The following is a 25,477-nucleotide window of genomic DNA, read 5'->3' as shown; positions in this document are numbered from 1 at the left end:
GATTCCCACGATAGGAAGCCAGTAATCAGCCTGACAAGAGCGCGTTTGAGCCGCCCCGAAATCTGTGGATAACTTACCGAGCGCGCGTGGAGTTATCCACAACTGGGCGCTCCACCATGGTCTTGGCCAAGACATCGAAGGGATGTTGTGCTAGGCCCAGCATGCTGATGCCGAAGACGAGGAAGATGATTGGCTCCACGTAGGGAACACCAAAAGCCGCTAGGAGAGTAATCAGAACCCAACTATTGCGAATCGCGGCTGACCTATAGCCCGGGGTAATAGAAATGATGTCGAGGCCTAAAGACCATTTGCCGAGCGAGGTATTCCACCGGCCTTCGACAATGACGCGGTAGAAGAAAAAGACGAGGGAGAAAGCCCAAATCTGATAGATGCTCGCAGCTTCGCCGGTCAGTGGGGCATCGGCAGCTAAATTAATCAGCCACTGGGCGATCAAAATGACGGCACCGACGGCAAAACCGTCAATCCAGAAGCCGATTGCGCGGCGAACAAGAACAGATAGGCGATAACGCATAAAAATTACGATACCCGGCTCGTGTTAAAGATTGCACAGCTTGCTTTGAGGATGTAGTGTTGTTGAGGCGTGTCTATGCCCGCGAGCGGTTTCAATCAGTATAGGAGGGTTGACTGCGCTGGCGAGGTGAGATTGATACTACGAGTTCAAGAGATACGTTTCTGTCCATTTTCGATCTCCTAAACAATTCGGAGCACACTTAAATATGCCCACTTCTAACACCCCTCAGGTAGCGATTAACGATATCGGTACCGCTGAGGACTTCCTCGCAGCTGTCGACGCCACCATCAAGTACTTCAATGATGGTGACATCGTCGAAGGCACCGTGGTTAAGGTTGACCACGACGAGGTATTGCTCGACATCGGATACAAGACCGAAGGCGTCATTCCGTCACGCGAGCTGTCCATCAAGCACGACGTCGACCCAGATGAGGTAGTCGAGGTCGGCGATCAGATCGACGCTTTGGTTTTGACCAAGGAAGACAAAGAAGGTCGTCTGATCCTTTCCAAGAAGCGTGCGCAGTACGAGCGCGCGTGGGGCGCCATCGAAGAGCTGCAGGCGAAGGAAGAGCCAGTTACCGGTACCGTTATCGAGGTTGTCAAGGGCGGCCTCATCCTGGATATCGGCCTGCGTGGCTTCCTGCCAGCATCACTCGTCGAAATGCGTCGCGTCCGTGACCTGGAGCCATACATCGGCCAGGAGCTGGAAGCTAAGATCATCGAGCTCGACAAGCAGCGTAACAACGTTGTTCTGTCCCGCCGTGCATTCCTGGAGCAGACCCAGTCCGAGGTTCGTTCCGAGTTCCTGCACCAGCTGCAGAAGGGCCAGGTCCGCAAGGGCGTTGTCTCTTCCATCGTCAACTTCGGCGCATTCGTCGACTTGGGCGGCGTAGACGGCCTGGTTCACGTTTCCGAGCTGTCCTGGAAGCACATTGACCACCCATCCGAGGTTGTCACCGTAGGCGACGAGGTCACCGTAGAGGTTCTCGACGTCGATCTGGACCGCGAGCGCGTATCCCTCTCCCTGAAGGCAACTCAGGAAGATCCATGGCGCGTATTCGCACGCACCCACGCTGTGGGCCAGATCGTGCCAGGCAAGGTCACCAAGCTCGTCCCATTCGGTGCGTTCGTTCGCGTCGAAGAGGGCATCGAAGGCCTGGTTCACATCTCCGAGTTGGCTCAGCGCCACGTTGAGGTCCCAGACCAGGTTGTCAACGTCGGTGAAGAGGTCATGGTCAAGGTCATCGACATCGACCTTGAGCGTCGCCGCATCTCCCTGTCCGTTAAGCAGGCAGACGAGGACTACACCGAAGAGTTCGACCCATCCAAGTACGGCATGGCTGACTCCTACGATGAGCAGGGCAACTACGTGTTCCCAGAAGGCTTCGACTCTGAGACCAATGAGTGGAAGGAAGGCTTCGACGAGCAGCGTCAGGCTTGGGAGGCACGCTACGCTGAGTCCGAGCGTCGCTTCCAGCTGCACACCGCTCAGATCGAGCGCCACCGTGCGGCTGCTGCAGAAGCAGCTGAGACCGAGGCAGCTTCCGCTAACTACTCTTCCGAGTCCAACGATGCAGCTCCGGCATCCGAGGCACCGGCAGAGTCTGCAGGTTCCCTCGCATCTGATGAGCAGCTCGCTGCTCTTCGCGAGAAGCTGGCTGGCGGCGAGAACTAATTCTCTCAGCTAGATAGCTACTAAGAACGCGTCACCGAAAAATCGGGGCGCGTTCTTTTTTTATGCGCTGCTGGGTACGAGCTTGGAAGAACTTAAAGGTTGAATAGTAGTTGCTTTTATTTCCACATTCTGCCTAGAATGTAACACACAACACCCTCAGGGTTGTTACTCGTAATGGAGGCAAGACCTGGGCAACTTTTCGCATGGAATTGTTGCCCGGGTCTTTTCGTGTTTTACCGGAAAATGAAAGAAGGTACATCTCATGTCCCAGACTGAGATGCGCACCGCAGCCGAAGAAATTCTCGAAGGCATCGGCGGTGCGGATAATATTTCATCGTTTACGCACTGCGCGACGCGCCTGCGCTTTGAGCTTAACGATGCATCCAAGGCAGACAAAGACAAACTCGACGCCATCCCCAAGGTCTTAGGTGCGGTCCCGCAGGGCGGGCGCAACTACCAAGTGGTCATCGGCGGCGATGTCGCCAGCGTCTATGACGAAATGATGCAGCTACCCGGCGTGCGCAAGACCGACGCCGATGTCAAAGCTGCCAACCGCGCTAAAGCCCAGGGCAAGATGCCGTGGCTCGATACGGCCTTTGAGTACCTCTCGGACTCATTCCGCCCGATTCTGGGCGTGCTGCTCGGCGCCTCGCTGATCATTGCGTTCACGGCTGTCATGGAAGCCTTCGGCGTGGTTGACACTCGTGCGGATGACAAAGCCGGCATCTGGTTTTTCATCGACGCCATGTGGCGCTCCGTCTTCTACTTCCTGCCAGTAATGGTTGCCTATAACGCCGGCAATAAACTACGCATTGACCCCTGGGTTCCCGCGGCAGTGATGCTGGCGCTGTTTACCCCAGAGTTCATGGGGCTTAAAGACGACCCCGCAGCGCAGTGTGTTGTCGACGCCACCTTGGAAGCAGAAACCTGCTCGATCAACCTGCTGGGCATCAACGTCGCCCTGCCAGACTACGGCGGCAACGTCTTCGTACCTTTGATTATGGCGCTGGTAGCAGCCGGAGTGTACAAGGGTTTCCAAAAGATCATTCCATCCGCAGTGCACATGGTCTTCGTGCCATTTTTGACCCTGCTGATCACCATCCCAGTTACCGCCATCCTCATTGGTCCATTCGGTGTGTGGCTCGGCTCGACCATCGGTGTCGGCCTGGCTTGGATGAACGGCAACGCGCCTTTCGTCTTCGCCATCTTGATCCCAATGCTGTACCCATTCCTGGTGCCACTTGGTCTGCACTGGCCACTGAACGCACTGATGCTGGTCAACATTGAAGCTCTCGGTTATGACTTTATTCAAGGCCCCATGGGCGCCTGGAACTTCGCATGTTTCGGTGCCACAGCAGGTGTCTTGGCCATCTCCATGCGCGAAAAGGACCCAGAAATGCGCCAGACCTCTGGTTCTGCTCTCGCTGCTGGTCTGTTCGGTGGTATTTCCGAACCGTCGCTCTACGGTATTCACCTGCGCTTTAAGCGCATCTACCCGCGCATGCTGGTCGGTTGTTTCGCCGGTGGTCTGACCATCGCCATCTTGGGCACCGCCTCCGGCGGCGTGACCACTTCCGCCTTCGTCTTTACCTCCTTGCTGACCATCCCGGTCTTCTCACCGATGCTGACCTACGCCATCGCCGTTGTCGTGGCCTTCGCAGTCGCTTTCGCGCTGATCTACTTCACCGACTACCGCACCGAAGAAGAAAAGCAGAACTCCCGCGAGCGCGCAGCCGCAGCCGGTCTGGTCCCCGCAGAAGATACGGAAACCACCTCAGAGACCACCGAGTTGGCATCGCCAGTCGATGGCATGGCCGTCAAACTCACCGACGTGGACGACAAGGTCTTCGCCGGCGGAACCCTTGGAAACGGCATCGGCATCGTGCCGGTCAACGGCGACATCGTCAGCCCCGTCGCCGGCACCATCGCCACCGTGACCAAAACCGGACATGCCTTCGGCATCAAGACCGACGATGGGGTAGAGGTACTCGTCCACATCGGCATTAATACCGTGCGGATGAAAGGCGAAGGATTCCAGCCATTGGTTGCCAAGGGCGATAAAGTCAGCGTCGGCAGCCCACTGGCAGAAGTTGATCTGGACAAGATTAAGGAAGCCGAATACGACAACACCGTTGTTATGACGGTGACCAACACCAAGGCCATGACGGAGGTTTCCGGTGATGCGGAAGGTCCTGTCAAGGCTGGTGAACCAGTCGTGAACATTAAGCGCTAACCTAGTTATCGATGCAGATCCTTCGAGTATTTAATAACAACGTCGTCCTCGCTCGCCGCGGGGAGGACGAAGTTATTGTCACTGGACGCGGGGTGGGATTCCAAGCCCACCACGGCGATGAGATAGATCCCGGCCGCATCGCGCAGGTATTTACCCCATCGCTGGGCCGCGACCCCGACCACTTGGCGATCATGTTGGCGGCTTTAAGCCCCGACTACATCGACAAGGTCGTCGTCGCGCTCAACACCATCCAGGTGGATGCCGAATTAACGCTCGTGGTTGCCTTGGCGGATCACTTCCAAGCCGCGGTGCAAAGAACTCGCGACGGACATATCGTGGAATATCCGCTGCGCGCTGAAGTTGAACAACTCTATCCTGAGGATTATCAGCGCAGTGTGCGCCTGCTCGAAGTGATCAACACTGAGATAGACACCCAGCTGCCAGAATCAGAAGCCATCGCGGTAGCACTACATCTTGTCAACGCCGGCTTCGCGTCGGGAGATTTGTCGCAGACCTACCGCATGACTGGGCTTATCCAGCAGTTAATCGCGATCATCGGGGAATTTTTCGGCAAGGAACTCGATACCAACGAAGTCACCGTCGCACGTTTTATCACCCATTTGCGGTACCTCTTTGTGCGGATGCAGCAAAACAATCAGCTTTTTGCGGAACATTCCGCTATCGGGCGCGCTATCGTGGAAGCGTATCCTCGCGCCAGCGAGTGCGCGAAGGTCTTGGCAAATATTATCGAGATGCGCATGGATGAACCCGTCACAGAAGATGAGGTGTCATACTTGGCGCTGCACGTAGCACGACTTGAAGGAAAGCAATGAAAATCATCGGTTTAACAGGCGGTATCGGCAGTGGAAAGACCACGGTGGCACAGCTTTTTGTAGACGAAGGCTTTCCGCTGGTCGATGCCGACAAGGTCGCACGCGAAGTCGTCGAGCCCGGGCAGCCGGCATTGCAAGAGCTTGCCGATGTTTTTGGCGCGGACATTATCCAACCTTCCGGGGAATTGGACCGTCAGTTGTTAGCGCAGCGGGCTTTCGTGGATAAAGAACACACCGAGCAGCTCAATGCGATTACCCATCCAAAGATTCAACAGCGTACGCAAGAGCTTTTCGATGAATATCGGGCGCAAGATGTCGAAGCGGTCATCTACGACATGCCGCTGTTGGTCGACAACGGCCTCGACCGCGCCATGGATTGGGTGATCGTTGTCGATGTTGCCCCAGATGAACGGGTGCGCCGGTTGGTCGAAGGCCGGGGGCTGGATGAAGAAGACGCGCGCCGTCGGATGAATTCGCAAATCCCGGATGGTTTGCGCTTGGCATCGGCGGATTCGGTTATCGATAACAATGCTGCGGAGGAGAACCTCAAACCACAGGTGGATCAGCTGATCTCTGATGCACCATGGTTGCTCTAGCCGCGTAGGATAGCCAGTATGGCTTTTGCAGGAGAACACCCGATATATTCGCAGTCTGAGCATCGTCCAGTGGGCGAGATTGAGCGCACTGGCGGCAAGTTCGAGGTTATTTCTGAATATGAACCTGCTGGTGATCAGCCCACCGCGATTGCGGAATTAGACCATCGCCTCAATGAGGGCGAACGTGATGTGGTGCTGATGGGTGCTACCGGTACGGGTAAGTCGGCGACGGCGGCGTGGCTCATCGAAAAGCAACAGCGTCCGACGCTAGTGATGGCGCCGAATAAGACTCTGGCGGCGCAGCTTGCCAATGAGCTCAAGCAGCTGCTGCCGAATAACGCCGTGGAGTATTTCGTGTCGTACTACGATTACTACCAGCCAGAGGCGTATATCGCGCAGACTGATACGTATATCGAAAAAGATTCTTCGATCAATGAGGACGTGGAACGTCTGCGCCACTCGGCGACCTCGGCGTTGCTCTCACGCCGCGATGTTGTGGTGGTTAGCTCCGTTTCCTGTATCTACGGTCTGGGTACGCCGCAAAGCTATTTGGACCGCTCGGTGCTGTTGCATATCGACGATGAAGTTGAGCGCGACCAGCTGCTGCGCCTGCTGGTGGATATCCAATATGAGCGCAACGACGTGGGTTTTACTCGCGGTACCTTCCGCGTGAATGGCGATATCGTCGATATTATCCCAGCCTATGAGGAACGTGCCGTGCGCATTGAGTTTTTTGGTGATGATATTGATGCGCTGTACTACATCCACCCCGTGACCGGCGATACCCTGGAGCAGGTCGATGAGCTGCGCATTTTCCCGGCCACGCACTATGTTGCCGGTCCGGAGCGGATGGAAAAGGCCGTGCAAGCCATCAAGGAAGAGTTGGCCGAGCGTTTGGCGGATTTAGAAAACCGCGGCAAATTGCTCGAGGCTCAACGCCTGCGCATGCGCACGGAATATGACCTGGAAATGATTGAGCAAGTCGGTTTTTGCTCAGGTATCGAGAACTACTCACGGCACATGGATGGTCGCGGGCCCGGTACCGCACCTGCGACCTTGATGGATTATTTCCCTGAGGATTTTTTGACGATCATCGACGAGTCGCACGTGACCGTGCCGCAGATTGGCGGCATGTTCGAAGGCGATATGTCGCGCAAGCGCAACCTCGTCGAATTCGGTTTCCGTTTGCCCTCTGCGGTGGATAACCGTCCACTGACTTTTGATGAGTTCGAACAGCGCGTGGGGCAGACCGTGTACCTATCGGCAACCCCTGGCAATTATGAAGTTGCGGCCGCTGGCGGTGAATATGTCGAACAGGTCATTCGTCCCACCGGCCTGGTGGACCCGAAGGTCACCGTTAAGCCCACCAAGGGCCAGATTGATGATCTCATTGATGAGGTCCGCGAGCGCACCAAGAAAAATGAGCGCGTCCTGGTAACCACCTTGACCAAGCGCATGGCCGAGGATCTGACGGATTATCTGTTGGAACACGGTATTCGCGTGCGCTATTTGCACTCGGATATTGATACTTTGCAGCGTATCGAATTGCTGCGTCAATTGCGCTTGGGCGAATATGACGTGCTGGTGGGCATTAACCTGCTGCGTGAGGGCTTGGACTTGCCGGAAGTCTCACTGGTGGCCATCCTCGATGCCGATAAGGAAGGCTTCTTGCGGTCAACGACCTCGTTGATTCAGACCATTGGTCGTGCCGCTCGTAACGTCTCCGGTGAGGTGATCATGTATGCCGATAAGGTCACCGAGTCTATGGAGCGCGCGATTGATGAGACTGAGCGGCGCCGCGCCAAGCAGATTGCCTATAACGAAGAAATGGGGCTGGATCCGCAGCCATTGCGCAAAAAGATTGCGGATATTTTGGATCAAGTCTACGAAAACGAAGGCGACGGCGAATCCGATCCTGCCTCCATCGTGGACAAGCCGGATGTCTCGACCATGGCAGCGGATGAAGTGCAGTCGCTTATCGATGACCTATCGCAGCAAATGGCCGCCGCCGCCCGCGAATTGAAGTTCGAGTTGGCCGGGCGTCTGCGCGACGAGATTGCTGATCTAAAGAAAGAGCGCCGAGGGCTCAAAGACGCCGGAATTTAATGTCATAATAATTGATATAGGTAAAATTCATCCTCTTAAAGAAAGTGAATGGACATGCTCAACTACAACACCATCGCGGTGGGTACTGATGGCTCCCCAACATCGCTGCGCGCGGTACGCGCAGCTGCCAGCATGGCGCGCGTCTATGATGCCAAGCTGATTATTATCTCCGCCTTCTACAACCAACCGGGCGCGATGCTCGGGGCGCCGGATTCTGAAAGCGTTCCGGTCATCGACCGTGGTGATGCCCAAAATTACTTGGATAATGCCGCGGGCATTGCCCAAAATGAAGGCGCGACCAGCATTGAAGTCGTTGGTAAATCTGGCGATCCAGTCAAGGCCATGTTGGAAGTGGAAAAAGACTATGACGTGGATATGTTCGTCGTCGGCAACCGCGGCATGAACTCGGTGCGCGGACGCGTTTTTGGCTCTGTTGCCACCGAACTTACGCGTAAAGCACACGCGGACGTTGTCGTGGTAAACACCACGTCTGAGCGCAATTAGACAATTCTATTGTTAGACTGAAACTACTTATTAACGCGTGCGAAAGGTCCAATATGAGCGAATATGACACCATCGTTGTAGGCACCGACGGCTCCAAGTCGTCCCTTCTGGCAGTAGAGCGCGCAGCGCGGATCGCGGCAGCATTTGATGCCCGTCTGGTCATTGGCTGCGCTTATTACGAAAATAAAGAAGAAGCATCCAAGACGCTGCGCCAAGAATCCGTGACGATCTTGGGTGATGAGGTTGCTGCAGAAAACCTTGCCTCCGGAAAGGCTCATGCGGAAAAGTTCGGCGTGAAAAACATCGAAACCGCGGTGCGCGCGGGCACCCCGGTGCAGGCACTAATGGCGATTGTCAATGACAATGACGCGGATTTGCTGGTGGTTGGTAACCGCGGCATCAATTCTTTGACCGGTCGTCTATTGGGCTCGGTGCCCGCTGACGTTGCCCGTCAGTCAGATTGCGATGTCATGATTGTTCACACGGTGAACTAACGCGAGATATATTGATGCCGCCCCAGATTATCTGCGGGCGGCATTTTTTATAGCTGGTCTAATTCGCGGATGAGCTCATGGCCATTGGGGCCGTGAATAAAGGGAACCGTTGCGCGGGCGTTGTTGGCGACTTCCGCTAGGGGAGCCACCGTACCGTGCGACAGTACGTGCTCGCGCGGGGTCAGCGTGCGCACCGCGACCATTTTGATCTGCGTGGGGTGTTCTTTGACCACTTCGGAAAAGATTAGCGGGTCATGCTGACCGTCATCGCCGACCAAAATCCACGTCATATGCGGATAGTCGATAATGAGATTGCGCAGCTGCACCTTTTTATGTTCCATGCCGCTGCGGAATAATCCGGTCTCTGTTGGGCCCCAGTCTGTCAGCAGCATCGGCCCGCGCGGGAAGCCATGCTGGCGGGTGAACTTATTTAGCGTGCGGTAGGTATTCCACGCTCCGGTGGACAGATAAAACACCGGTGCCTTTGGATACGAGGTGCGCAGGCGCTGGAAGAATTCCGCCATGCCATCGACAGGCATGCGCGTATTGGTGCGCTTAATCCAGGAGTTCCACGCCGCTACCAGCGCGCGGGGCAGCCACGTGACCAAGATGGTGTCATCGATATCGCTGATGATCCCGACTTCCTGGGAGGAATCGACGATCATGACCTCGGCGTCGGCATCTGGTGCGCCCGCGATGGAAATCGTTGCTGTGTGCCAGCCTGGCTCTAGTCCAGGGTTATCAATGGCGATATCGATATAGCCATTGTCATCAGTATGTGCGTGCACTTCCTTGTCACCGATGCGCACCGTAAACGGGAAGTCTCCCAATTGCACGGTGATAAATTGCCGCCACCCGCGCTGTTCGCCGAGATCATCGGGATGCGCCCCTGGGTTAACGGCTGCAGGACTATCGGGTTCCACGGCGAGCACACGACCGAAGATGCGAATACTTTCCCGCGATCCATACCCGGTGTATCCACTGACCGCAGGCACCCAGCCCCGCTTTGTCACATACTTTACCGATGCCTTGTTGAAGGTGGTTTCTACTTTGCGGACGATGTCGCTTACGGCCATGGTGTCCAATCTTACTGGAATTCCGGCTTCTCGAATCGTTGATTTTGAAGAGAGTTTCCCCAGAGTTCATTCCATTTGAACGAACCGTTCACAACCGCCCCATAGTCTGAACGTGACGTTCATAAGGGTGGACGTCATGTACGAACAACAACCGGAGCATCTTGCCTGGCATGAGGGAGTTTTATGATATTGCGACAGGATTTGCGGCAGCAGGCTGCTGTCATCTTCGATTTTGACGGAACCGTAGCGCTGGGCCACGGACCTGTCCGGGCCTATGCCGACGCTATTCCGGCAGAGAGGTTGGCAAATTCGGCCGCGTTCGCTGAGCAGGTCGAGATGGCATTGGCAGAGCTCGATGATCTCACGAGCGACTACCGGGATGGCTATCACGCTGTTGCTGAACTCGCCACGGCACAAGGGATCACGCCTGAAGCGCTGTCACAGGCATATATCGCGAGCCGGCGCCTGCTTGGCACGGATAAAGCACCAGTGCATATGCCCCGCAAGTTGCCGAAGCTATTGCACGCAATTTCTGAGCACGCATGGGTGGTATTAGCTACCAATGCACCAGACGACGGTATTGAAGCTTTGCTTACTACCTGGAATATCAGGCAGTACTTCGATCAACTGTCGTTTAATTCCCGAAAACCGGCGGGGATGACCCAGGTGATTGAAGGCCTGGGCGCTCGTCGGATTCTTGCCATCGGGGATATTGCCGAAAATGACCTCGACCCTGCCGCAGAGCTAGGTGCTCAAACCCTTTTAGTAACCCCACACCACACGCTCGATGATGCCGCAGCAGACATCATCGCATGGGCACACCAAGGAAAGTAGATAATCATGAAGAAGCACGTTGGCGCCATTCTTGGCATTTTCGCCCTTTCCGCAGGGCTTGTGGCTTGTAGCTCAGCAGAAGATGACACACTGACCATCTCTTTGGTCCCCTCTACGGAGGGCGAGAACTTAGCTGAGGCTCTGGATCCTTTGACCGAGTACCTGTCACAAGAACTTGGCGTGGAAGTCGAAGGCGTTGTCGCCAGTGACTATGCCGCAACTGTCGAGGCACTCGGTGCTGGACAAGCAGACGTCATCATCTCCGATGCAGGATCACTTTACAACGCAATGGAACAGCACAACGCTGAGCTCATTCTGCGAGATGTTCGCTTCGGGGCAACCACGTACTCATCGGTTGCATATACCAACGACCCTGACAAGTACTGCGAGGACGAGCCAACGGTGGCAACCTACGCGGCAGCCGGGACCGACATGGCCTACTGCAATGGTATCGAGCTAGAGTCCACCGCGATGGGTGAAGGTCCAGCAGGTCTTGAAAACCTATCGAAGATTACATCCGATATCCCTGTGGCATTGCAAAGCTCCACCTCGCCGGCTGGATACCAATACCCGGTTGTGGCGATGGAAGAGGAAGGCATCAACGTCGATGACCTCAACCAGATCCCGGTGGAGGGCAATAATAACGCAGTGCTCGCTGTCGCCAACGGCGATGCCGAGGTGTCATTCGGGTTCTGGGATGCGCGCTCTTCCGTACTGGAGGAAAACCCAGCGATCGCTGAAGATGTCGTGGCATTTGCCTATACCGAGCCGATTCCGAATGGCGGAGTCGCAGCGAGCGCAGACATGGACCCGGAGCTTCGCGACAAGCTAATCCAGGCCATGGACAACTACGCGGAGTCATCGGATGAGGCCGCGGATGTTATGTACAACCTGGTGGGGCTGTCGGACTGGACTGCAGATACTCAAGAAGAAGACATCACCCGGTACGGCGAGATTCTGGAGCACTTTGCCAAGTGATTGAACAAGATAGTTGGCCAATTTCGCTTCACGATGTGGGCGTAACTTATCCCGGCCAAGTACGAGCGATATCTGATGTCAGTATCGAGGTTCAACCAGGGGAGATGGTGTGTGTCATTGGGCCTTCGGGTGCTGGTAAATCAACGCTGATTCGAACCATCAATGGTCTTAACCCTGTCAGCAGTGGACAAGTCACAGTCGGACCTCACCGAATTGACCAGCTGAAGGGCAGGCCCCTTCGGCGTGCCCGCGGTGACATCGGAATGATTTTTCAAAGCTTTAACCTGGCTGAGCAGGTAGATGTTATGGACAATGTCCTCGTCGGACGCTTTGCCCACGTCCCAGTATGGCGTGCGGTGCTAGGGCTGCATACTGCCGCGGATAAACAGCTAGCCCACGATGCTTTATCGGCGGTGAATCTCTTGGAAAAGGCAGGGGCACGAGCGGGTGCGCTATCGGGCGGCCAAAAGCAGCGCGTCGCCATCGCGCGAGCCTTAACGCAACAGCCGAAGATTCTGCTCGCTGACGAACCTATTGCCTCGCTAGATCCACCCACCGCGCATTCGGTGATGCGCGATATTCAAAAGATTAACCGTGAGCAGGGGATTACCGTTGTCGTTAATTTGCACCAGTTAGATATGGTGCAAAAATATACCGACCGCATCATCGGTATGCGCGAGGGCGAGATTGTCTTCGACGGACCTACTGCTTCAGCAACGCAAGCCGACTTTGAGGCCATTTATGATCGACCAATCGAAGCCGATGATGTAGCCGATCAGGGCGTGCTATGACGTTGCAGGCGGAACAGAAAAAGAGAGGCTTTCAGTCTAGGTGGACGAAGCCGGCGATAGCTGTTGTCGGTGTTGTGCTCATGACCATCGCTTCTGCAGCCCCTGGGCTGGGCGGTGTGGAGATCGACTTAGGCGCGTTGTGGCGCAACTGGCGTAATGGCTACGACAAGTTGCTGCAGATGCTCCAACCCAACGTGGAGTTTATTCCTCGAACCCTCGGTCCGATGCTTGAAGCTTTGCAGATGGCGTTTGTTGGCGCGGTCATATCCGCACTTATCTCCCTGCCGCTTACGCTATGGGCAGCTAGTGCCAGCAATCCTAACGCCGTTGGTCGAGCATTAGTACGCGGGATTATCAACGTCATTCGTGCGGTGCCGGATTTGGTGTATGCCACTGTCTTGGTCGCCATGGTCGGTGTTGGTGCCTTACCCGGTGTTATGACGTTGGTTTTGTTTAACCTCGGCATTGTGGTCAAGCTCGTGTCGGAATCCATTGACTCAACCGACCATCGCTACATGGAAGCAGGCCGGGCCGCGGGCGGAACGCAATTTCAGATTAATCGGGATATGACCCTGCCTCAGGTGTTGCCGTTGTTTATGAACCAGTGGCTATACACCTTGGAATTAAACGTGCGTATCTCGGCAATCTTGGGAATTGTCGGGGCAGGTGGCATCGGCAGGCTTTTGGATGAACGCCGTTCGTTTTATGCCTATAGCGATGTCTCCGTCATTATCCTGGAGATTTTAGTAGTGGTGCTAGCCATCGAAGTGCTGTCTAACTATCTCAGGCGGCGATTGCAATGAGCTTAAAGAAACTTATTCTCGCCTTCATCTTTCTCATCGCGTTATTTGGGCTCGGTATCGACTGGCGGGAACTTCCCGAGGTACCAGGAAAAGTAGGCCATTACCTGCAGTTGATGTTTGCATCACCAGACTGGGAGAAGTTGCCGCGTGCCCTGGCTGAAATGTGGCGCTCCATCGCCATGGCCTGGATCGGTTCACTGATCTGCGTTGTTGTGTCGATTCCGCTTGGTTTCTTGGCCGCTTTCGGCGTGGGACCGCTGTGGCTGCGCAACACGCTCAAAGTATTCTTCGCCGTAATCCGAGCGTTTCCAGAAGTGGTCATCGCGATCATTTTGCTGACGGTTACTGGTCTAACGCCTTTTACCGGTGCATTGGCACTGGGGATTTCCGGCATCGGACAGCAGGCTAAGTGGACTTATGAAACGGTGGAGTCAGCTAGAACAGGCGCTCCAGAAGCTATCCGCGCGGTCGGTGGCACTACCGCCACCGTCGTTCGTTGGGGATTGTGGCCTGCCTGTGTGCCCGCACTTTTATCGTTTGCGTTGTATCGGTTTGAAATTTCCATCCGCACCTCCGCGGTCTTAGGCATCGTGGGCGCCGGTGGCATCGGTAGCATGCTGGCCAACTACACCAATTATCGTCAATGGGAAGTCGTAGGCATGCTCCTTATCGTGATGGTGGGCATTACGATGATCATCGATGCCATTTCCGGACGCCTACGCCGGTCAATAATGCAGCAGGCTTAAACCAGAAAGGTGCATTTTCCTATGGCACGGAATTCTTCTTCCCCAGAGCTGGATTTCACAGACCTGTCGGTGTCAGCGCGGCTTGCGTCCTGCGCGAAGATATTAAAGCCGAACCAGCGCAAGGTTGCGCAGTTTGTGATGGATAATCTCGAGTCGGTCGTGGATATGACTGCCCAAGAAGTCAGTGAAAAAGTCGGCGTGGGCAGAGCAACTGTGGTGCGAACTGCGCAGGCGCTAGGTTTTGAGGGCTTTCCGCAATTTCGGGTAGCGCTTGCACGCGAGACCCCACAGGTGCAGAGCCCGAAGGAGGGGATTGCTGCGGCAGCACAAGCAGTGGCAGCCAACCTAGAATCCATCGTCATCGACGAAGACGAACTGAATCGGATTGCGAAGCGACTTGGCACAGCGCGTCAGGTTCTCGTCAGTGCCCATGGATTATCCGCACCTTTAGGGACGACGTTGGTCGCTCGGCTCGTGAGCGTCGGCGTCCCCGCGATGATGTACTCCGACGCCACCACTGAGAAATTGGCTGCAGCAGGATTAACAAGTGACAGCGTGTGCGTTGCTATTTCCGGCTCCGGAGTAAATACCCCGACGCTGCGTGCGGTGACATTGGCACGCGACGCTGGAGCTGAGGTTGTTGGATTAACCTCATTTGCGCGCACACCGTTGACTGAGCTGGCATGTCACACTCTGATCATTCCGAAGGCATTTAGTTCTTTCCGAGAGGAAATTCTGCATGCCTCTCGAGTAGAACTACTTTTTGTCTGCGAACAGCTCGCGGCCAGAGTCACACCGGCGACACCACCAAAGACCGACCCCTTGGCCATTGTTGGTGAAGGGCTGCAGGAATAGACCTAGCGGAATTCCTCCGGCCATTGGCCAATGATGGTCAGCGTCTGCGTTGCACGGGTAAGAGCGACGTATAAGTCATTGATACCCAGCGGGCTGCGTTCGATGATATCCATTGGATGAAGCACGGTGACATGGTCAAACTCCAAGCCCTTGACCTCTTCGACGTTGCTGATATCGATGATGGCATTGAGGCGACCGTGCTCATCGGTAAAGACCCCGGCCTGCAATGGCTCGGGAGCTTCATCCAAGAAACGCACCGGTTCGCCATCGCGAATGGATTCGGTCGGCTGCGCGAATTCATCGACACTAGTGCGCACCTTATAAGCCAAGTCCGCAATAGGTTGTGGGGTTCGGTAATTAACCGTGAGCTGATGCACGCGGAAGCGGTCGCCAACAAAGTCGCTTAAGGTCTCATCCCACGCGTCAACACCGGCGGGCGAACTGGTCTGACCGGTATCGCCCACAACCGTCATCCAGCGTGACGGCGTGCGGCGAAAGACCATGCGCCATTCCATGGGCGTAAGTTCCTGGGCTTCATCGATGACCACGTGTCCATAAGCCCACGTATAGTCCGCGCGTGCACGCTCAGCCGTGGAGCGGTGATCGACAGTTTGCTGACGACGGGCGAGTGCCTCGGCGTCAATGACGTCGTGCGCAGACAAAATCTCTGCCTCAAACATGTCATCGTCGTTATCGGTGGACATTGATGAGGACAAGATATCGAGGGCATCCTCGGCATCTGCCACTTGCTCTTTCCACGCCGCGCGTTCTGCTTCTTCCTGCGCTTCTACATCCGGCATGCCGATAAGTACCGCTAGCTCATCGAGTAGCGCGACATCGGCAGCGGACCAGGCTTCCGTGGTGTCCAACTGCGTGGGGCGATACAGGGCGTGGCGAGTTTCCTCGTCGTAGTCGTAGGCGGCGTGGGCAATAGCATCTTCTGAGCCGAGTAGCTCGGCTAATACTTGCTGGGGGCTTAAGGTCGGCCAAAATGCATCGATAAGCTCTTGCACTGACTGCGTGTCCGATAAGTCATCAAAGAGTTGATCGATATCCGCACGAGAGAGCAGGTTGTGCCCGCCCAGCGGATCCGCGCCAATCTTCTCGGCCATTTGCTCGGCCAAGGACTGCACGAAGTGCTCCATAAACGCCCCGCGGGCATCGTTGTGGGGCTTGCGGGAACGACGCGCGCGGGTGCGCGCTGCCTTGACCATCGCTGGCGTTGCAGTGAGATAAAGCTGCTCAACCTTGATGGTCACAGCCTCATCGGGGACTACTTGGTAGGCCTGCACGGCGGCTCGAAGAATATCGACCATGGCGGCCGAGCCTTTGATCTCACGGGTTAGCAACGAATCTTGCAGGCTCGGGCTAACGCCGGGAAACAACTCTGAAATAGTCGATAACACCACGCCGGTTTCACCGAGTTCGGGCAAGACGCGCGAAATATAGTCCAAGAAGGTGGAATTGGGTCCAAGGATAAGAACACCGGTCGAGGCCAGCCGTTCGCGGTGGTTGTAGAGCAAATACGCTATACGATGCAGCGCTACCGCCGTCTTGCCCGTGCCTGGGCCGCCGTCGACGACCATGACCCCGCGGCGTTCATCGCGGATGATTTCATCCTGTTCGCGCTGGATGGTCTCCACGATGGAATTCATGTGGGAGGTACGTGCCCGGTCCATGGCTTGGTGCAGCGCTGTCTCACTGGTGATGGTGGTGTCGTCTTCTTCCACAAACGCGCTGGTGCGCTCGCGGTTGAGAACCTCATCAGTGATATCGGTGACGGTGCGGCCCTGGGTGCGAATATGCCGACGCATTGCGACATCTTCAGGTTGCGCGGTGGTCGCGAGATAAAATGGGCGAGCCATCGGCGCGCGCCAGTCCAGCAGCAAGGTGCGATAGTTATCTTCGCGGGCGTCTAAGCCCATGCGGCCGATATAGCGGCGGTCGAGGCCTTCCTCTGTGGGGTTATCCCCGGGAGCATCCACATCGATACGGCCGAAGACGAGGCCGAGCTGCGCCAAGTTGAGCCGGTCGAGTTTGCCTTGCAGCAGGTGGTATTCAGTTTCGCGACGAACTAGGGCATCCGAGTCGGGGTTGGCAGGATCCACGTCCGCTTGGACTTCGTTGAGGCGCTGGTTGGCTTCTTCAACTTCTTTATCCAAACGGTCAAAGAGCATGTCCACATAGGTCTGCTCCGCAGCAATTGCCTGCTGCTTTGCAGGGTGGTGTGGGGAAGAGGGATTAGGTGTTGACGGCGAGGTCACGGAGGGCATCAACTTCCTTGGATGGTGATGGAGTAAAAATAGAACAACGGCCCAGCATACAAAAAGCTGAGCCGTTGGGGGTAATGCGAAAAGAACTAGATGTTCTTGCCAACCTTCTTGATTGCCTTAGCAATCTTCTTGTCGGCGTCCTTTTGGAACTTGTCAGCCTTCTTGTTCCACTTCTTCAAGGAGCCACCGCTGGCCTTATCGGCCTTCTTGACAGCCTTGTCAGCCTTCTTCTGTGCCTTGGACGCATTCTTGACGACAGCCTTGCGTGCGATCTTCACGTTGTCTTCGGCAGCGGATAGCCAGTCACCCGCGTTGTCGTTGACAAAGCCACGAGCAGTCTGGCCGTAGTCCTTAGCGGTATCGCGCACATTGGCGATTAGACCCTTGCCAGCTTCCTGCCAATCGTCCTTGTTGTCATCGACGTAAGAACGAGCGTCATCAACGTAGGACTTAGCGGTGTGGAGCAAGTCCTTGCCGGTGTCCTGCCAGTCATCCTTGTGATCATCAACGTAAGAGGTCACGCGATCGGTGGTGTCCTCGAACCAGTCGGATGCCTTATCAGTCAGGTGCTGGGTCTCAGACTTGGTAGGCAGGGCTGCCTGCACCTTCTTGCTGGTGCGCTCGCCAGCCTTCTTGGCACGCCACGACAGTGAAGGCTTGCCTTCCAGATCCTGGGCAGTGATAAAGAGTGCGCCCAACAGTGCGGTGTTGGTAACTAGGGCATTGCGGCCTTCGTTCTTTTCCTTCTGGGAGTCCGCAGACCAGAAAGCATTCGCGCCGACCAATGCTGGCAGGGTGGTGCCGGCTAGGACTGCAGCGGAGGTGCGTGGTGCTTTGCCCAGTGCCAACAGGGAACCTGCACCGACGCGGGTGCCTGCAATGGCGCGGGAGACCAGCTCCGGGTCATTAGGTACGAAGCTCGCGTAGTCGCGAGGCAGTACCTTGCGCAGTCGCTCCAGCATATTTTCGGTCTCTTCGACGTGCGCTTCAGTGTTGCGCAACGTGTCCACGCCGTCCCACACAAAGAAGGACGCGAGCATTGGACGGGCAATTTTACGTAGCATGTTTTATTTAGCTCCTTAAATAAAGTTCGCAAACTTTTCTAATCCACCAGTGTACGCATTTTCAGCCACCGGGTGCCGCGATTTCTATGTTTGCCGCGAAATTGTTATCCCATTACCTGGGGCTGTTACCAACGGTGGTTACCACCGGCGGTCCCACCAGCTACCCAGCTGCGGGCGTTCATCGCCTAGCGTGGTGGGTTTGCCGTGTCCGGGCCAGACCACAGCTTCATCCGGGTAGATATCGAATAGGCGCTCGGTGACATCTTTATAGAGGCGCACAAAGTCACCTTCCGAAGTGGTCTTGCCTACGCCACCAGGAAACAGGGAGTCTCCGACAAAAAGCTGCGGGACGCCATCAAGGTTGACCGCTAGCGCCGCACCACCAGGAGTGTGCCCGCGCAAGATGATGACATCGTGGTCAATTCCGCCAAAAGAGATGGTGTCATCGTGTTGCAATTCCACATCCACGGCAGAGGGCAGGGCAGGAGATTCGAGGAATGCGGCGTAATGCGTGGCATCAGTTTCTTTTAGAATCTCCGGCAGGGCACGCACGTGGTCCCAGTGGCGGTGGGTGGTAAGAACCTTCGTGATTTTTACATTGGCTTTTTCGGCCATCTCCATGATGGCTGGGGCGTTATCGGCGGCATCGATAAGCAAGCCTTCGCCATTGGCTGCGAGCAGATAGCAATTATTATCCATCTCGGAAACGGAGATGTGATGCAAAGTAATTTCGTTCGTCATATTGCCCACCTTACGGGTATGTTCGATGAAGAGTAGAACATAGAAGTCATCACAGGAAGAGAAAAACCAACAAGTGGCTGATCGTTTAGTAGTCCGCGGTGCCCGTGAGCACAACCTCAAAGGTGTGGACATTGATGTCCCGCGCGACAAAATGGTCGTATTTACCGGCCTGTCCGGTTCGGGTAAGTCTTCGCTGGCTTTCGATACCATCTTTGCCGAGGGGCAACGCCGGTACGTAGAGTCTTTGAGCTCGTATGCCCGGATGTTTTTAGGCCAGATGGATAAACCTGACGTGGACTTTATTGATGGTTTGTCCCCGGCGGTATCCATCGATCAGAAATCTACGAACCACAACCCGCGTTCCACCGTGGGCACCATTACCGAAATCTATGACTACCTGCGTTTGCTCTTCTCGCGCGCAGGTACACCGCATTGCCCGAAGTGTGATGCCATCATTGAGCGGCAAACCCCGCAGCAAATTGTCGACGATGTCTTAACTCAAGAAGAAAAACTGAAATTCCAGGTGCTGGCTCCGATTGTGCGCAAGCGCAAGGGTGAGTTTGTGGATCTGTTCGAAGATCTAGCCAGCCAAGGCTTCGTGCGTGCCACTGTCGATGGGGAGCTGATTCAGCTCAATGACCCACCGGCGTTGAAAAAGCAGATTAAGCACGACATCAGCGTCGTGGTGGACCGCCTGCAGGTTAAGGCGTCGGCAAAGCAGCGTCTGACGGATTCAGTGGAAACGGCGCTGCGGCTTGCCGATGGTTTGGTGACCATCGATTACGTCGACAATGAAGAGCTCACCCACACCTATTCCGAAAAGGCCTCGTGCCCTAATGGTCACCCATTGACGATTGAGGAATATGAGCCACGTGCGTTTTCTTTCAACGCGCCGTTTGGTGCATGCCCAGCGTGTGATGGCATTGGTACCAAAACGGAAGTAGATCTGGATCTTCTGATTCCAGATAAAGACGCTCCTGCGAATAATGCCATTCAGCCGTGGACGTCCTCGCCGAACTCCAAGTACTTCGTCAAGCTGGTGGAAGGTCTAGGCAAGGCGCTAGATTTCGATCCGGAGGCGCCGTTAAGCTCGCTGAGCGATGAGCAGCGTGATGCCCTGATTTATGGCTCGGACCAGGAAGTCAACGTCCGTTACAAGAACCGTTATGGCCGCCAGCGCAATTGGACTGCTCCTTTTGAAGGTGCCATCGGATTTTTAGAGCGCAAATTAGAGCAGACTGACTCAGACTGGGCGAAAGACCGGCTGTTGCAGTACACCCGCTTGGTGCCCTGCCCGACCTGTCAGGGCTCGCGCCTGCGCCCAGAAATCCTGGCTGTGCGTCTAGCCGCGGAAGGCTTCGAGGAGCTCTCGATTGCTGGGCTGACTGGTCTGTCGATTGAGGATTCCTCGAAGTTCTTGAACTCGTTGATCTTGGGCCACCGCGAAGAAATCATTGCCGGTGCGGTGCTAAAAGAAATTCAAGCACGCCTGCGCTTTTTGCTCGACGTCGGTTTGAACTACCTCAGCTTGGACCGCGGCGCTTCCACCTTGTCCGGTGGTGAAGCCCAACGTATTCGCTTAGCCACGCAGATCGGTTCCGGCCTGGCCGGTGTCTTATATGTGCTGGATGAACCCTCGATTGGCCTGCACCAGCGCGATAACCACCGCTTGATTGAAACGCTGAAGCGTCTGCGTGATATTGGCAATACCCTCATCGTCGTTGAACACGATGAGGACACCATCCGGGAATCTGATTGGCTTATTGATATCGGCCCACGCGCAGGTGAATACGGCGGGGAAGTGGTCTATCAAGGCGAGCCGAAGGGCATCTTAAAAGCCAAGGACTCTTTAACCGGTCAGTACCTCTCCGGTGCGAAGAAGCTGGGGGTTCCAGATACCCGCCGCGAGATTGACTCCGAGCGCACACTCAAGGTCGTCGGCGCGCACGAAAACAACCTCAAAGATATCGACGTGGAAATCCCACTCGGTGTCTTGGTGTGTGTCACCGGTGTGTCCGGGTCCGGCAAGTCCACGGTCGTTAACCAAATTTTGGCGAAGACCTTAGCTAATAAGCTCAACCGGGCCCGCCAGGTACCAGGGCGTGCGGTGCGCGTCGAAGGTGTTGAGCACCTGGATAAATTAGTCCAAGTTGACCAGTCACCGATCGGGCGTACGCCACGGTCCAACCCGGCAACCTATACCGGTGTGTTCGATAAAATCCGTAACCTTTTTGCCGAAACTCAAGAGGCGAAGGTGCGCGGTTATAAGGCGGGACGCTTTAGCTTTAACGTTAAAGGCGGGCGCTGTGAGGCCTGCCAGGGTGACGGCACCCTGAAGATTGAGATGAACTTCTTGCCGGACGTTTATGTCCCGTGTGAAGTCTGTGATGGCGCGCGCTATAACCGTGAGACCTTGGAAGTGCTGTACAAGGGCAAAAATATCGCCGAAGTACTGGACATGCCGATCTCGGAAGCCTCGGAATTTTTCGAACCTATTACCTCCATTCACCGCTACCTCGCCACTCTTGTCGATGTCGGCTTGGGCTACGTGCGCCTAGGCCAAGCAGCTACCACGTTGTCCGGTGGTGAGGCACAGCGCGTGAAGCTTGCTTCGGAGCTGCAAAAGCGCACCAATGGCCGCACCATTTATATTTTGGATGAGCCCACGACCGGTTTGCACTTTGAAGATATTCGCAAGCTAATGCTGGTTATCCAGGGGCTGGTGGATAAAGGTAACTCCGTGATCATCATTGAGCACAACCTGGACGTCATCAAGGCTGCCGACTGGATTGTGGACATGGGGCCCGAAGGTGGTGCCGGTGGTGGCACCGTCGTGGCAGAAGGCACACCGGAAGATGTTGCAGCTGTTGAAGGCTCGTACACCGGACGGTTCCTCAAACCTGTACTTGAGGGGTAGCAGTATGCCGAGGTAGTTTCCTGGGATAATGTTTGATGACGTGACTTCAATTCAATTTTCGCCGCCTCGCGCGGCTTCGTCGTGGAAAGCTGCGCTTTCCGCGACGCTTGCGGGATCGCTGCTGGTGCTCAGCGGCTGTTCCGTATCGGGTACACCCGGTGCGCCGACGGCCACCACCTCGTCGGTCGCCTCCGACTCGGTCCACGCGGATGATATCGCGGTGATGGAGGAAGAAGACCTCGAAGCGGCGATGGAACACATCGCGACTGATGTCGGAGAAGAATTCGGCGCGACCATTTCTTTGGCCATCGTCGATGATAAGAAGGATTTTTTAGCCGGCGATGATGGCAGTGAACCTGCCTGGTCAACCATCAAGGTTCCCATCGCCATTGCGGCATTGCGCGATGGCGCTGATGAAGAACTTGTCGATGCCGCCATTAAAGAATCCGATAATGACGCGGCCCGTGCGCTGTGGAACAAAGTCGAGTGGACCGAAGGAAACGCGCAGGAGAGTATCGAGACCCTGCTCAAAGACTTTGGTTCAGAGGTCGAGATGAACGATGCCTTCGGGATGTCCACATGGAAGGTCAAAGACCAAGCGCGCTTTGCTTCACGGTTGGGATGTGTTCCCGAGGCTGATTATGTCTATGACGCCATGCGCGACATCGTCGATTGGCAAAAATGGGGCCTGGCTGGCTTGGAAGATGTTCATTCCAAAGGCGGGTGGGGCCTTGATGACGAAGACGGGGAGTACACCTCCCGGCAGATCGGCGTTATGCCCGTTGATGATGGAAATCTCGGCATCGCTATCTCTGCCTCGTGGAATACCTGGGACGATGACTCAGAGTTTTTAGATGATACAGACTATGACGCCGTCGAGGATGTCTCTGCCGCAGCGCTCGATGAGGTCGCCAGCCGCCTCGAAGCGCTCATCGCTCACGCAGTGGAGACGGGGGAGCTCACTGCGGTTGATGACTGCGTGGGAACATCCACATCCGAGACAACACCGGAGGACTCAAAGGAGAATTCATCGGAGAGTTCGCCGAATGAAGAAACCGAAGATCCGTCTGAGGAACCGTCCGAAGCACGCGAAGACGGCTAGAATTCAATGATTTGGTATTCCGATGAGCTGATGTTAGGGTTATAGCCACTACCGCCCGTAGCGCCAATTTCAGGAGTATCGGGTCGCAAGCGGAGTTTCTCCCACCTCATTCCGCACATTAATCGTGTGCAGGATACGGGTAAAAAGGTAACTGAGTATAAGGCATCATTAATGGTGTCTTTATGTTCAGCAACTTTTGAGAGCTCCCGGCTGCACTGATAGAAGATATCAGGCAGACGGGATTTTCGTTTGTGACGTGGTAGGCGAACAATCTATCCCTTCTCACTTAGGAGACACACAATCAGCTCTGAAGCTCGCATTAATGAGCGCATCCGAGTACCAGAAGTACGTTTGGTCGGTCCCGGAGGCGAACAAGTAGGCATCGTCCGCACTGATGATGCACGAAAACTCGCTTTTGAGGCAGATCTAGACCTGGTCGAGGTTGCCCCTAACGCTAAGCCGCCTGTAGCCAAGATTATGGACTACGGCAAATTCAAATACGAGCAGGCTCAAAAGGCCCGCGAATCTCGTAAGAACCAGCAACAGACTGTCGTCAAGGAACAAAAGTTCCGTCCTAAGATCGATGATCACGATTATGAGACCAAAAAGGCAAACGTTGTTCGCTTCCTGGAAAAGGGTTCCAAGGTAAAGGTCACCATCATGTTCCGTGGCCGTGAGCAATCACGTCCGGAACTTGGTTACCGCCTGCTGGAGCGTCTGGCTGAGGATGTTGCAGAATCCGGCATCGTGGAGTCGCGCCCAAAGCAGGATGGTCGCAATATGACCATGGTCTTTGGTCCAAACCGCAAGGGTAAGAAGTAGCCCGAAAGTTCAGTTCGGCGTTGTACTGCGCACCTTTTGGTGTGCTGCATCGCGTTATCGACTCGTCAAGGATTTAGGAATCTCATGAAGCAGAAGACCCACAAGGGCACCGCAAAGCGTATCAAGGTGACTGGTTCCGGCAAGCTGCGCCGCGAGCAGGCTGGCCGTCGCCACCTGCTGGAAGGCAAGACCTCCAAGCGTACCCGTCGTCTGAAGGGCACCGAAGCAGTTGCTCCAGCCGACGTTAAGCGCATTAAGCGCCTGCTTGGCCGCGCGTAATTAGCGCCTAATCACCCACACATAGTTCGTCAAAGATAGTTAAGGAAGTAACACCGTGGCACGAGTAAAGCGCTCAGTCAACGCCAAGAAGAAGCGTCGCGCGATTTTAAAGACCGCCAAGGGCTACCGCGGCCAGCGTTCCCGCCTCTACCGTAAGGCTAAGGAACAGTGGTTGCACTCAATGACCTACGCTTACCGCGACCGTCGCGCGCGTAAGTCGGAGTTCCGCAAGCTGTGGATCCAGCGTATTAACGCAGCAGCTCGCATGAATGACATCACCTACAACCGTCTCATCCACGGCCTGCGCCTGGCTGAGATCGAAGTAGACCGCAAGATCCTTGCTGAGCTTGCAGTCAACGACTTCGAGGCATTCTCCGCATTGTGCGAGGCTGCCAAGGCTGCACTGCCAGAGGACGTTAACGCTCCTAAGGCTGCCTAAGCCATAGCCCTTTTTGATACGGCTGCTTTAAAGCCCAAGCCATTTCACCACTATCGTGAAATCGAGCTTGGGCTTTCTTAATAGCTAGATAAAAATTCCCTTCCCCCTGTGGCAACATGCAAACGGCGCTTCTAAGATAGAGGCACGAAAATGCTGCAACCATGCAATTATTTAAGCCCCAATGAAAGGCTATGCGGATGAGCAACCCCTATAACCATTTTGATCACTCCCGCGATGATTCCTGGGCACCTGAACCCCAGGAGCCAGCGGCGCAGTCATATGCGCAGTACCAAGAGTCGCTGAAGAACCCACAGCCGCAGCAGCCAGCTTTTGATCCTTTCCAGCAGCAGCCGCAAGCAGGAGCTCCCGCCCCTTACGGGCAGGTGCCGGGAGCAGCGCCATATCCTGCCTATGGCATGGTACCGGCGAACCCGAAATCGTGGGTTGGCACTGCTTTACTGGCGTTTTTCCTGGGACACTTTGGCGCGCACAACTTCTACCTGGGCTACCGCAATCGCGCCATTGCTCAGCTGTCGATGACAGTGATTGGTTGGTTGACCGCAATCTTCCTCGTTGGCTTCATCCTTTTGGGTGCCGTCGCGATCTGGGCTTTTGTGGACTTCGTCCGGGTCTTGCTCCGCAGCGGTGAATACGGCGTAGATTCCAACGGCGTTCCACTGACTTAATCCCAGCCATTCAGTATTTTGCTCACCTTTCGTTTGTGAAAGGTGAGCATTTTTAGTTCTCTAGGTCAGCCAACACGGCGTTAGTACTGCGGATGTCT

At 55.4% G+C, this 25,477-nt stretch carries 24 protein-coding genes; 19 read left to right on the top strand and 5 right to left on the bottom strand.

Annotated features, from left to right (window positions below; translation table 11 throughout):
* Window positions 1–73: 73 nt before the first annotated feature.
* Window positions 74–532, bottom strand: coding sequence for an RDD family protein (locus CAMM_RS07425; protein ID WP_003848918.1), 459 nt, complete (start codon window positions 530–532; stop codon window positions 74–76).
* A 205-nt stretch (window positions 533–737) separates the two neighbouring features.
* Here CAMM_RS07425 and rpsA point away from each other — a divergent pair, with 205 nt between their 5' ends.
* From rpsA to CAMM_RS07390, 7 genes are all read left to right on the top strand, one after another.
* Entirely contained in the window at window positions 738–2,207 is a 1,470-nt protein-coding gene (gene rpsA, locus CAMM_RS07420; RefSeq protein ID WP_003848920.1) for a 30S ribosomal protein S1, read from the top strand.
* Between the two features lie 262 nt (window positions 2,208–2,469).
* Complete coding sequence (locus CAMM_RS07415) at window positions 2,470–4,440, top strand: glucose PTS transporter subunit IIA (protein WP_003848921.1); 1,971 nt, start codon at window positions 2,470–2,472, stop codon at window positions 4,438–4,440.
* Window positions 4,441–4,451: 11 nt separating this feature from the next.
* Window positions 4,452–5,273, top strand: a complete 822-nt coding sequence (locus CAMM_RS07410) for a BglG family transcription antiterminator (protein ID WP_003848923.1) — start codon at window positions 4,452–4,454, stop codon at window positions 5,271–5,273.
* Complete coding sequence (gene coaE, locus CAMM_RS07405; RefSeq protein ID WP_003848925.1) at window positions 5,270–5,869, top strand: dephospho-CoA kinase; 600 nt, start codon at window positions 5,270–5,272, stop codon at window positions 5,867–5,869. Before CAMM_RS07410 ends, coaE begins: the two co-directional genes overlap by 4 nt.
* An 18-nt stretch (window positions 5,870–5,887) precedes the next feature.
* Window positions 5,888–7,975, top strand: a complete 2,088-nt coding sequence (gene uvrB, locus CAMM_RS07400; protein ID WP_003848927.1) for an excinuclease ABC subunit UvrB — start codon at window positions 5,888–5,890, stop codon at window positions 7,973–7,975.
* 54 nt (window positions 7,976–8,029) lie between these two features.
* Window positions 8,030–8,479 (top strand): universal stress protein, encoded by a 450-nt coding sequence (locus CAMM_RS07395; RefSeq protein WP_040356213.1) that lies wholly within the window; start codon window positions 8,030–8,032, stop codon window positions 8,477–8,479.
* A 53-nt stretch (window positions 8,480–8,532) separates the two neighbouring features.
* Window positions 8,533–8,973 (top strand): universal stress protein, encoded by a 441-nt coding sequence (locus CAMM_RS07390; RefSeq protein ID WP_003848931.1) that lies wholly within the window; start codon window positions 8,533–8,535, stop codon window positions 8,971–8,973.
* A gap of 47 nt (window positions 8,974–9,020) precedes the next feature.
* On the opposite strand, the gene CAMM_RS07385 is transcribed toward CAMM_RS07390, so the two are convergent.
* A complete protein-coding gene (locus CAMM_RS07385) occupies window positions 9,021–10,049 on the bottom strand; it encodes an App1 family protein (RefSeq protein WP_003848933.1) in 1,029 nt (342 codons plus the stop codon).
* Window positions 10,050–10,232: 183 nt separating this feature from the next.
* Between CAMM_RS07385 and CAMM_RS07380 the strand changes: the two genes are divergently transcribed.
* The 6 genes from CAMM_RS07380 to CAMM_RS07355 all read left to right on the top strand — a co-directional run bounded on the left by CAMM_RS07380 (window position 10,233) and on the right by CAMM_RS07355 (window position 15,056).
* On the top strand, window positions 10,233–10,883 hold the full coding sequence (locus CAMM_RS07380) for an HAD family hydrolase (RefSeq protein ID WP_003848935.1): 651 nt from the start codon (window positions 10,233–10,235) through the stop codon (window positions 10,881–10,883).
* Between the two features lie 6 nt (window positions 10,884–10,889).
* Window positions 10,890–11,861 (top strand): phosphate/phosphite/phosphonate ABC transporter substrate-binding protein, encoded by a 972-nt coding sequence (phnD, locus tag CAMM_RS07375; protein WP_003848937.1) that lies wholly within the window; start codon window positions 10,890–10,892, stop codon window positions 11,859–11,861.
* On the top strand, window positions 11,858–12,652 hold the full coding sequence (gene phnC / locus CAMM_RS07370) for a phosphonate ABC transporter ATP-binding protein (protein ID WP_003848938.1): 795 nt from the start codon (window positions 11,858–11,860) through the stop codon (window positions 12,650–12,652). The genes phnD and phnC overlap by 4 nt, the downstream gene beginning before the upstream one ends.
* 80 nt (window positions 12,653–12,732) lie before the next feature.
* Window positions 12,733–13,455, top strand: a complete 723-nt coding sequence (gene phnE / locus CAMM_RS07365; RefSeq protein ID WP_232051052.1) for a phosphonate ABC transporter, permease protein PhnE — start codon at window positions 12,733–12,735, stop codon at window positions 13,453–13,455.
* Window positions 13,452–14,201, top strand: a complete 750-nt coding sequence (gene phnE, locus CAMM_RS07360; protein WP_003848940.1) for a phosphonate ABC transporter, permease protein PhnE — start codon at window positions 13,452–13,454, stop codon at window positions 14,199–14,201. The genes phnE (CAMM_RS07365) and phnE (CAMM_RS07360) overlap by 4 nt, the downstream gene beginning before the upstream one ends.
* Before the next feature lie 21 nt (window positions 14,202–14,222).
* On the top strand, window positions 14,223–15,056 hold the full coding sequence (locus CAMM_RS07355; RefSeq protein WP_003848941.1) for a MurR/RpiR family transcriptional regulator: 834 nt from the start codon (window positions 14,223–14,225) through the stop codon (window positions 15,054–15,056).
* A gap of 2 nt (window positions 15,057–15,058) precedes the next feature.
* Here CAMM_RS07355 and CAMM_RS07350 read toward each other — a convergent pair whose 3' ends face one another.
* The 3 genes from CAMM_RS07350 to CAMM_RS07340 all read right to left on the bottom strand — a co-directional run bounded on the left by CAMM_RS07350 (window position 15,059) and on the right by CAMM_RS07340 (window position 19,134).
* On the bottom strand, window positions 15,059–17,329 hold the full coding sequence (locus CAMM_RS07350) for a HelD family protein (protein ID WP_040356094.1): 2,271 nt from the start codon (window positions 17,327–17,329) through the stop codon (window positions 15,059–15,061).
* A gap of 86 nt (window positions 17,330–17,415) precedes the next feature.
* The gene (locus tag CAMM_RS07345) at window positions 17,416–18,393 is read right to left on the bottom strand and encodes a DoxX family protein (RefSeq protein ID WP_171974890.1); all 978 of its coding nucleotides are present in this window, start codon (window positions 18,391–18,393) and stop codon (window positions 17,416–17,418) included.
* Window positions 18,394–18,531: 138 nt separating this feature from the next.
* Window positions 18,532–19,134, bottom strand: coding sequence for an MBL fold metallo-hydrolase (locus CAMM_RS07340; protein ID WP_003848946.1), 603 nt, complete (start codon window positions 19,132–19,134; stop codon window positions 18,532–18,534).
* 73 nt (window positions 19,135–19,207) lie between these two features.
* Between CAMM_RS07340 and uvrA the strand changes: the two genes are divergently transcribed.
* From uvrA to CAMM_RS07310, 6 genes are all read left to right on the top strand, one after another.
* Window positions 19,208–22,051 (top strand): excinuclease ABC subunit UvrA, encoded by a 2,844-nt coding sequence (gene uvrA / locus CAMM_RS07335; RefSeq protein WP_003848948.1) that lies wholly within the window; start codon window positions 19,208–19,210, stop codon window positions 22,049–22,051.
* Between the two features lie 40 nt (window positions 22,052–22,091).
* Window positions 22,092–23,153, top strand: coding sequence for a hypothetical protein (locus tag CAMM_RS07330; protein ID WP_232051051.1), 1,062 nt, complete (start codon window positions 22,092–22,094; stop codon window positions 23,151–23,153).
* 270 nt (window positions 23,154–23,423) lie between these two features.
* Complete coding sequence (gene infC, locus CAMM_RS07325; RefSeq protein WP_147581056.1) at window positions 23,424–23,975, top strand: translation initiation factor IF-3; 552 nt, start codon at window positions 23,424–23,426, stop codon at window positions 23,973–23,975.
* An 84-nt stretch (window positions 23,976–24,059) separates the two neighbouring features.
* Complete coding sequence (gene rpmI, locus CAMM_RS07320; RefSeq protein WP_003848954.1) at window positions 24,060–24,254, top strand: 50S ribosomal protein L35; 195 nt, start codon at window positions 24,060–24,062, stop codon at window positions 24,252–24,254.
* A gap of 55 nt (window positions 24,255–24,309) precedes the next feature.
* Window positions 24,310–24,693, top strand: coding sequence for a 50S ribosomal protein L20 (gene rplT / locus CAMM_RS07315; RefSeq protein WP_003848956.1), 384 nt, complete (start codon window positions 24,310–24,312; stop codon window positions 24,691–24,693).
* Between the two features lie 197 nt (window positions 24,694–24,890).
* Window positions 24,891–25,379 (top strand): TM2 domain-containing protein, encoded by a 489-nt coding sequence (locus CAMM_RS07310; RefSeq protein WP_075761532.1) that lies wholly within the window; start codon window positions 24,891–24,893, stop codon window positions 25,377–25,379.
* The last annotated feature ends 98 nt before the right edge of the window (window positions 25,380–25,477 follow it).

This window comes from Corynebacterium ammoniagenes DSM 20306 (assembly GCF_001941425.1).
GTDB classification, from domain to species: Bacteria; Actinomycetota; Actinomycetes; order Mycobacteriales; family Mycobacteriaceae; genus Corynebacterium; species Corynebacterium ammoniagenes.
The sequence above is the reverse complement of the archived record's forward strand: the minus strand, read 5'-3'. Positions and strand labels throughout refer to the sequence as shown.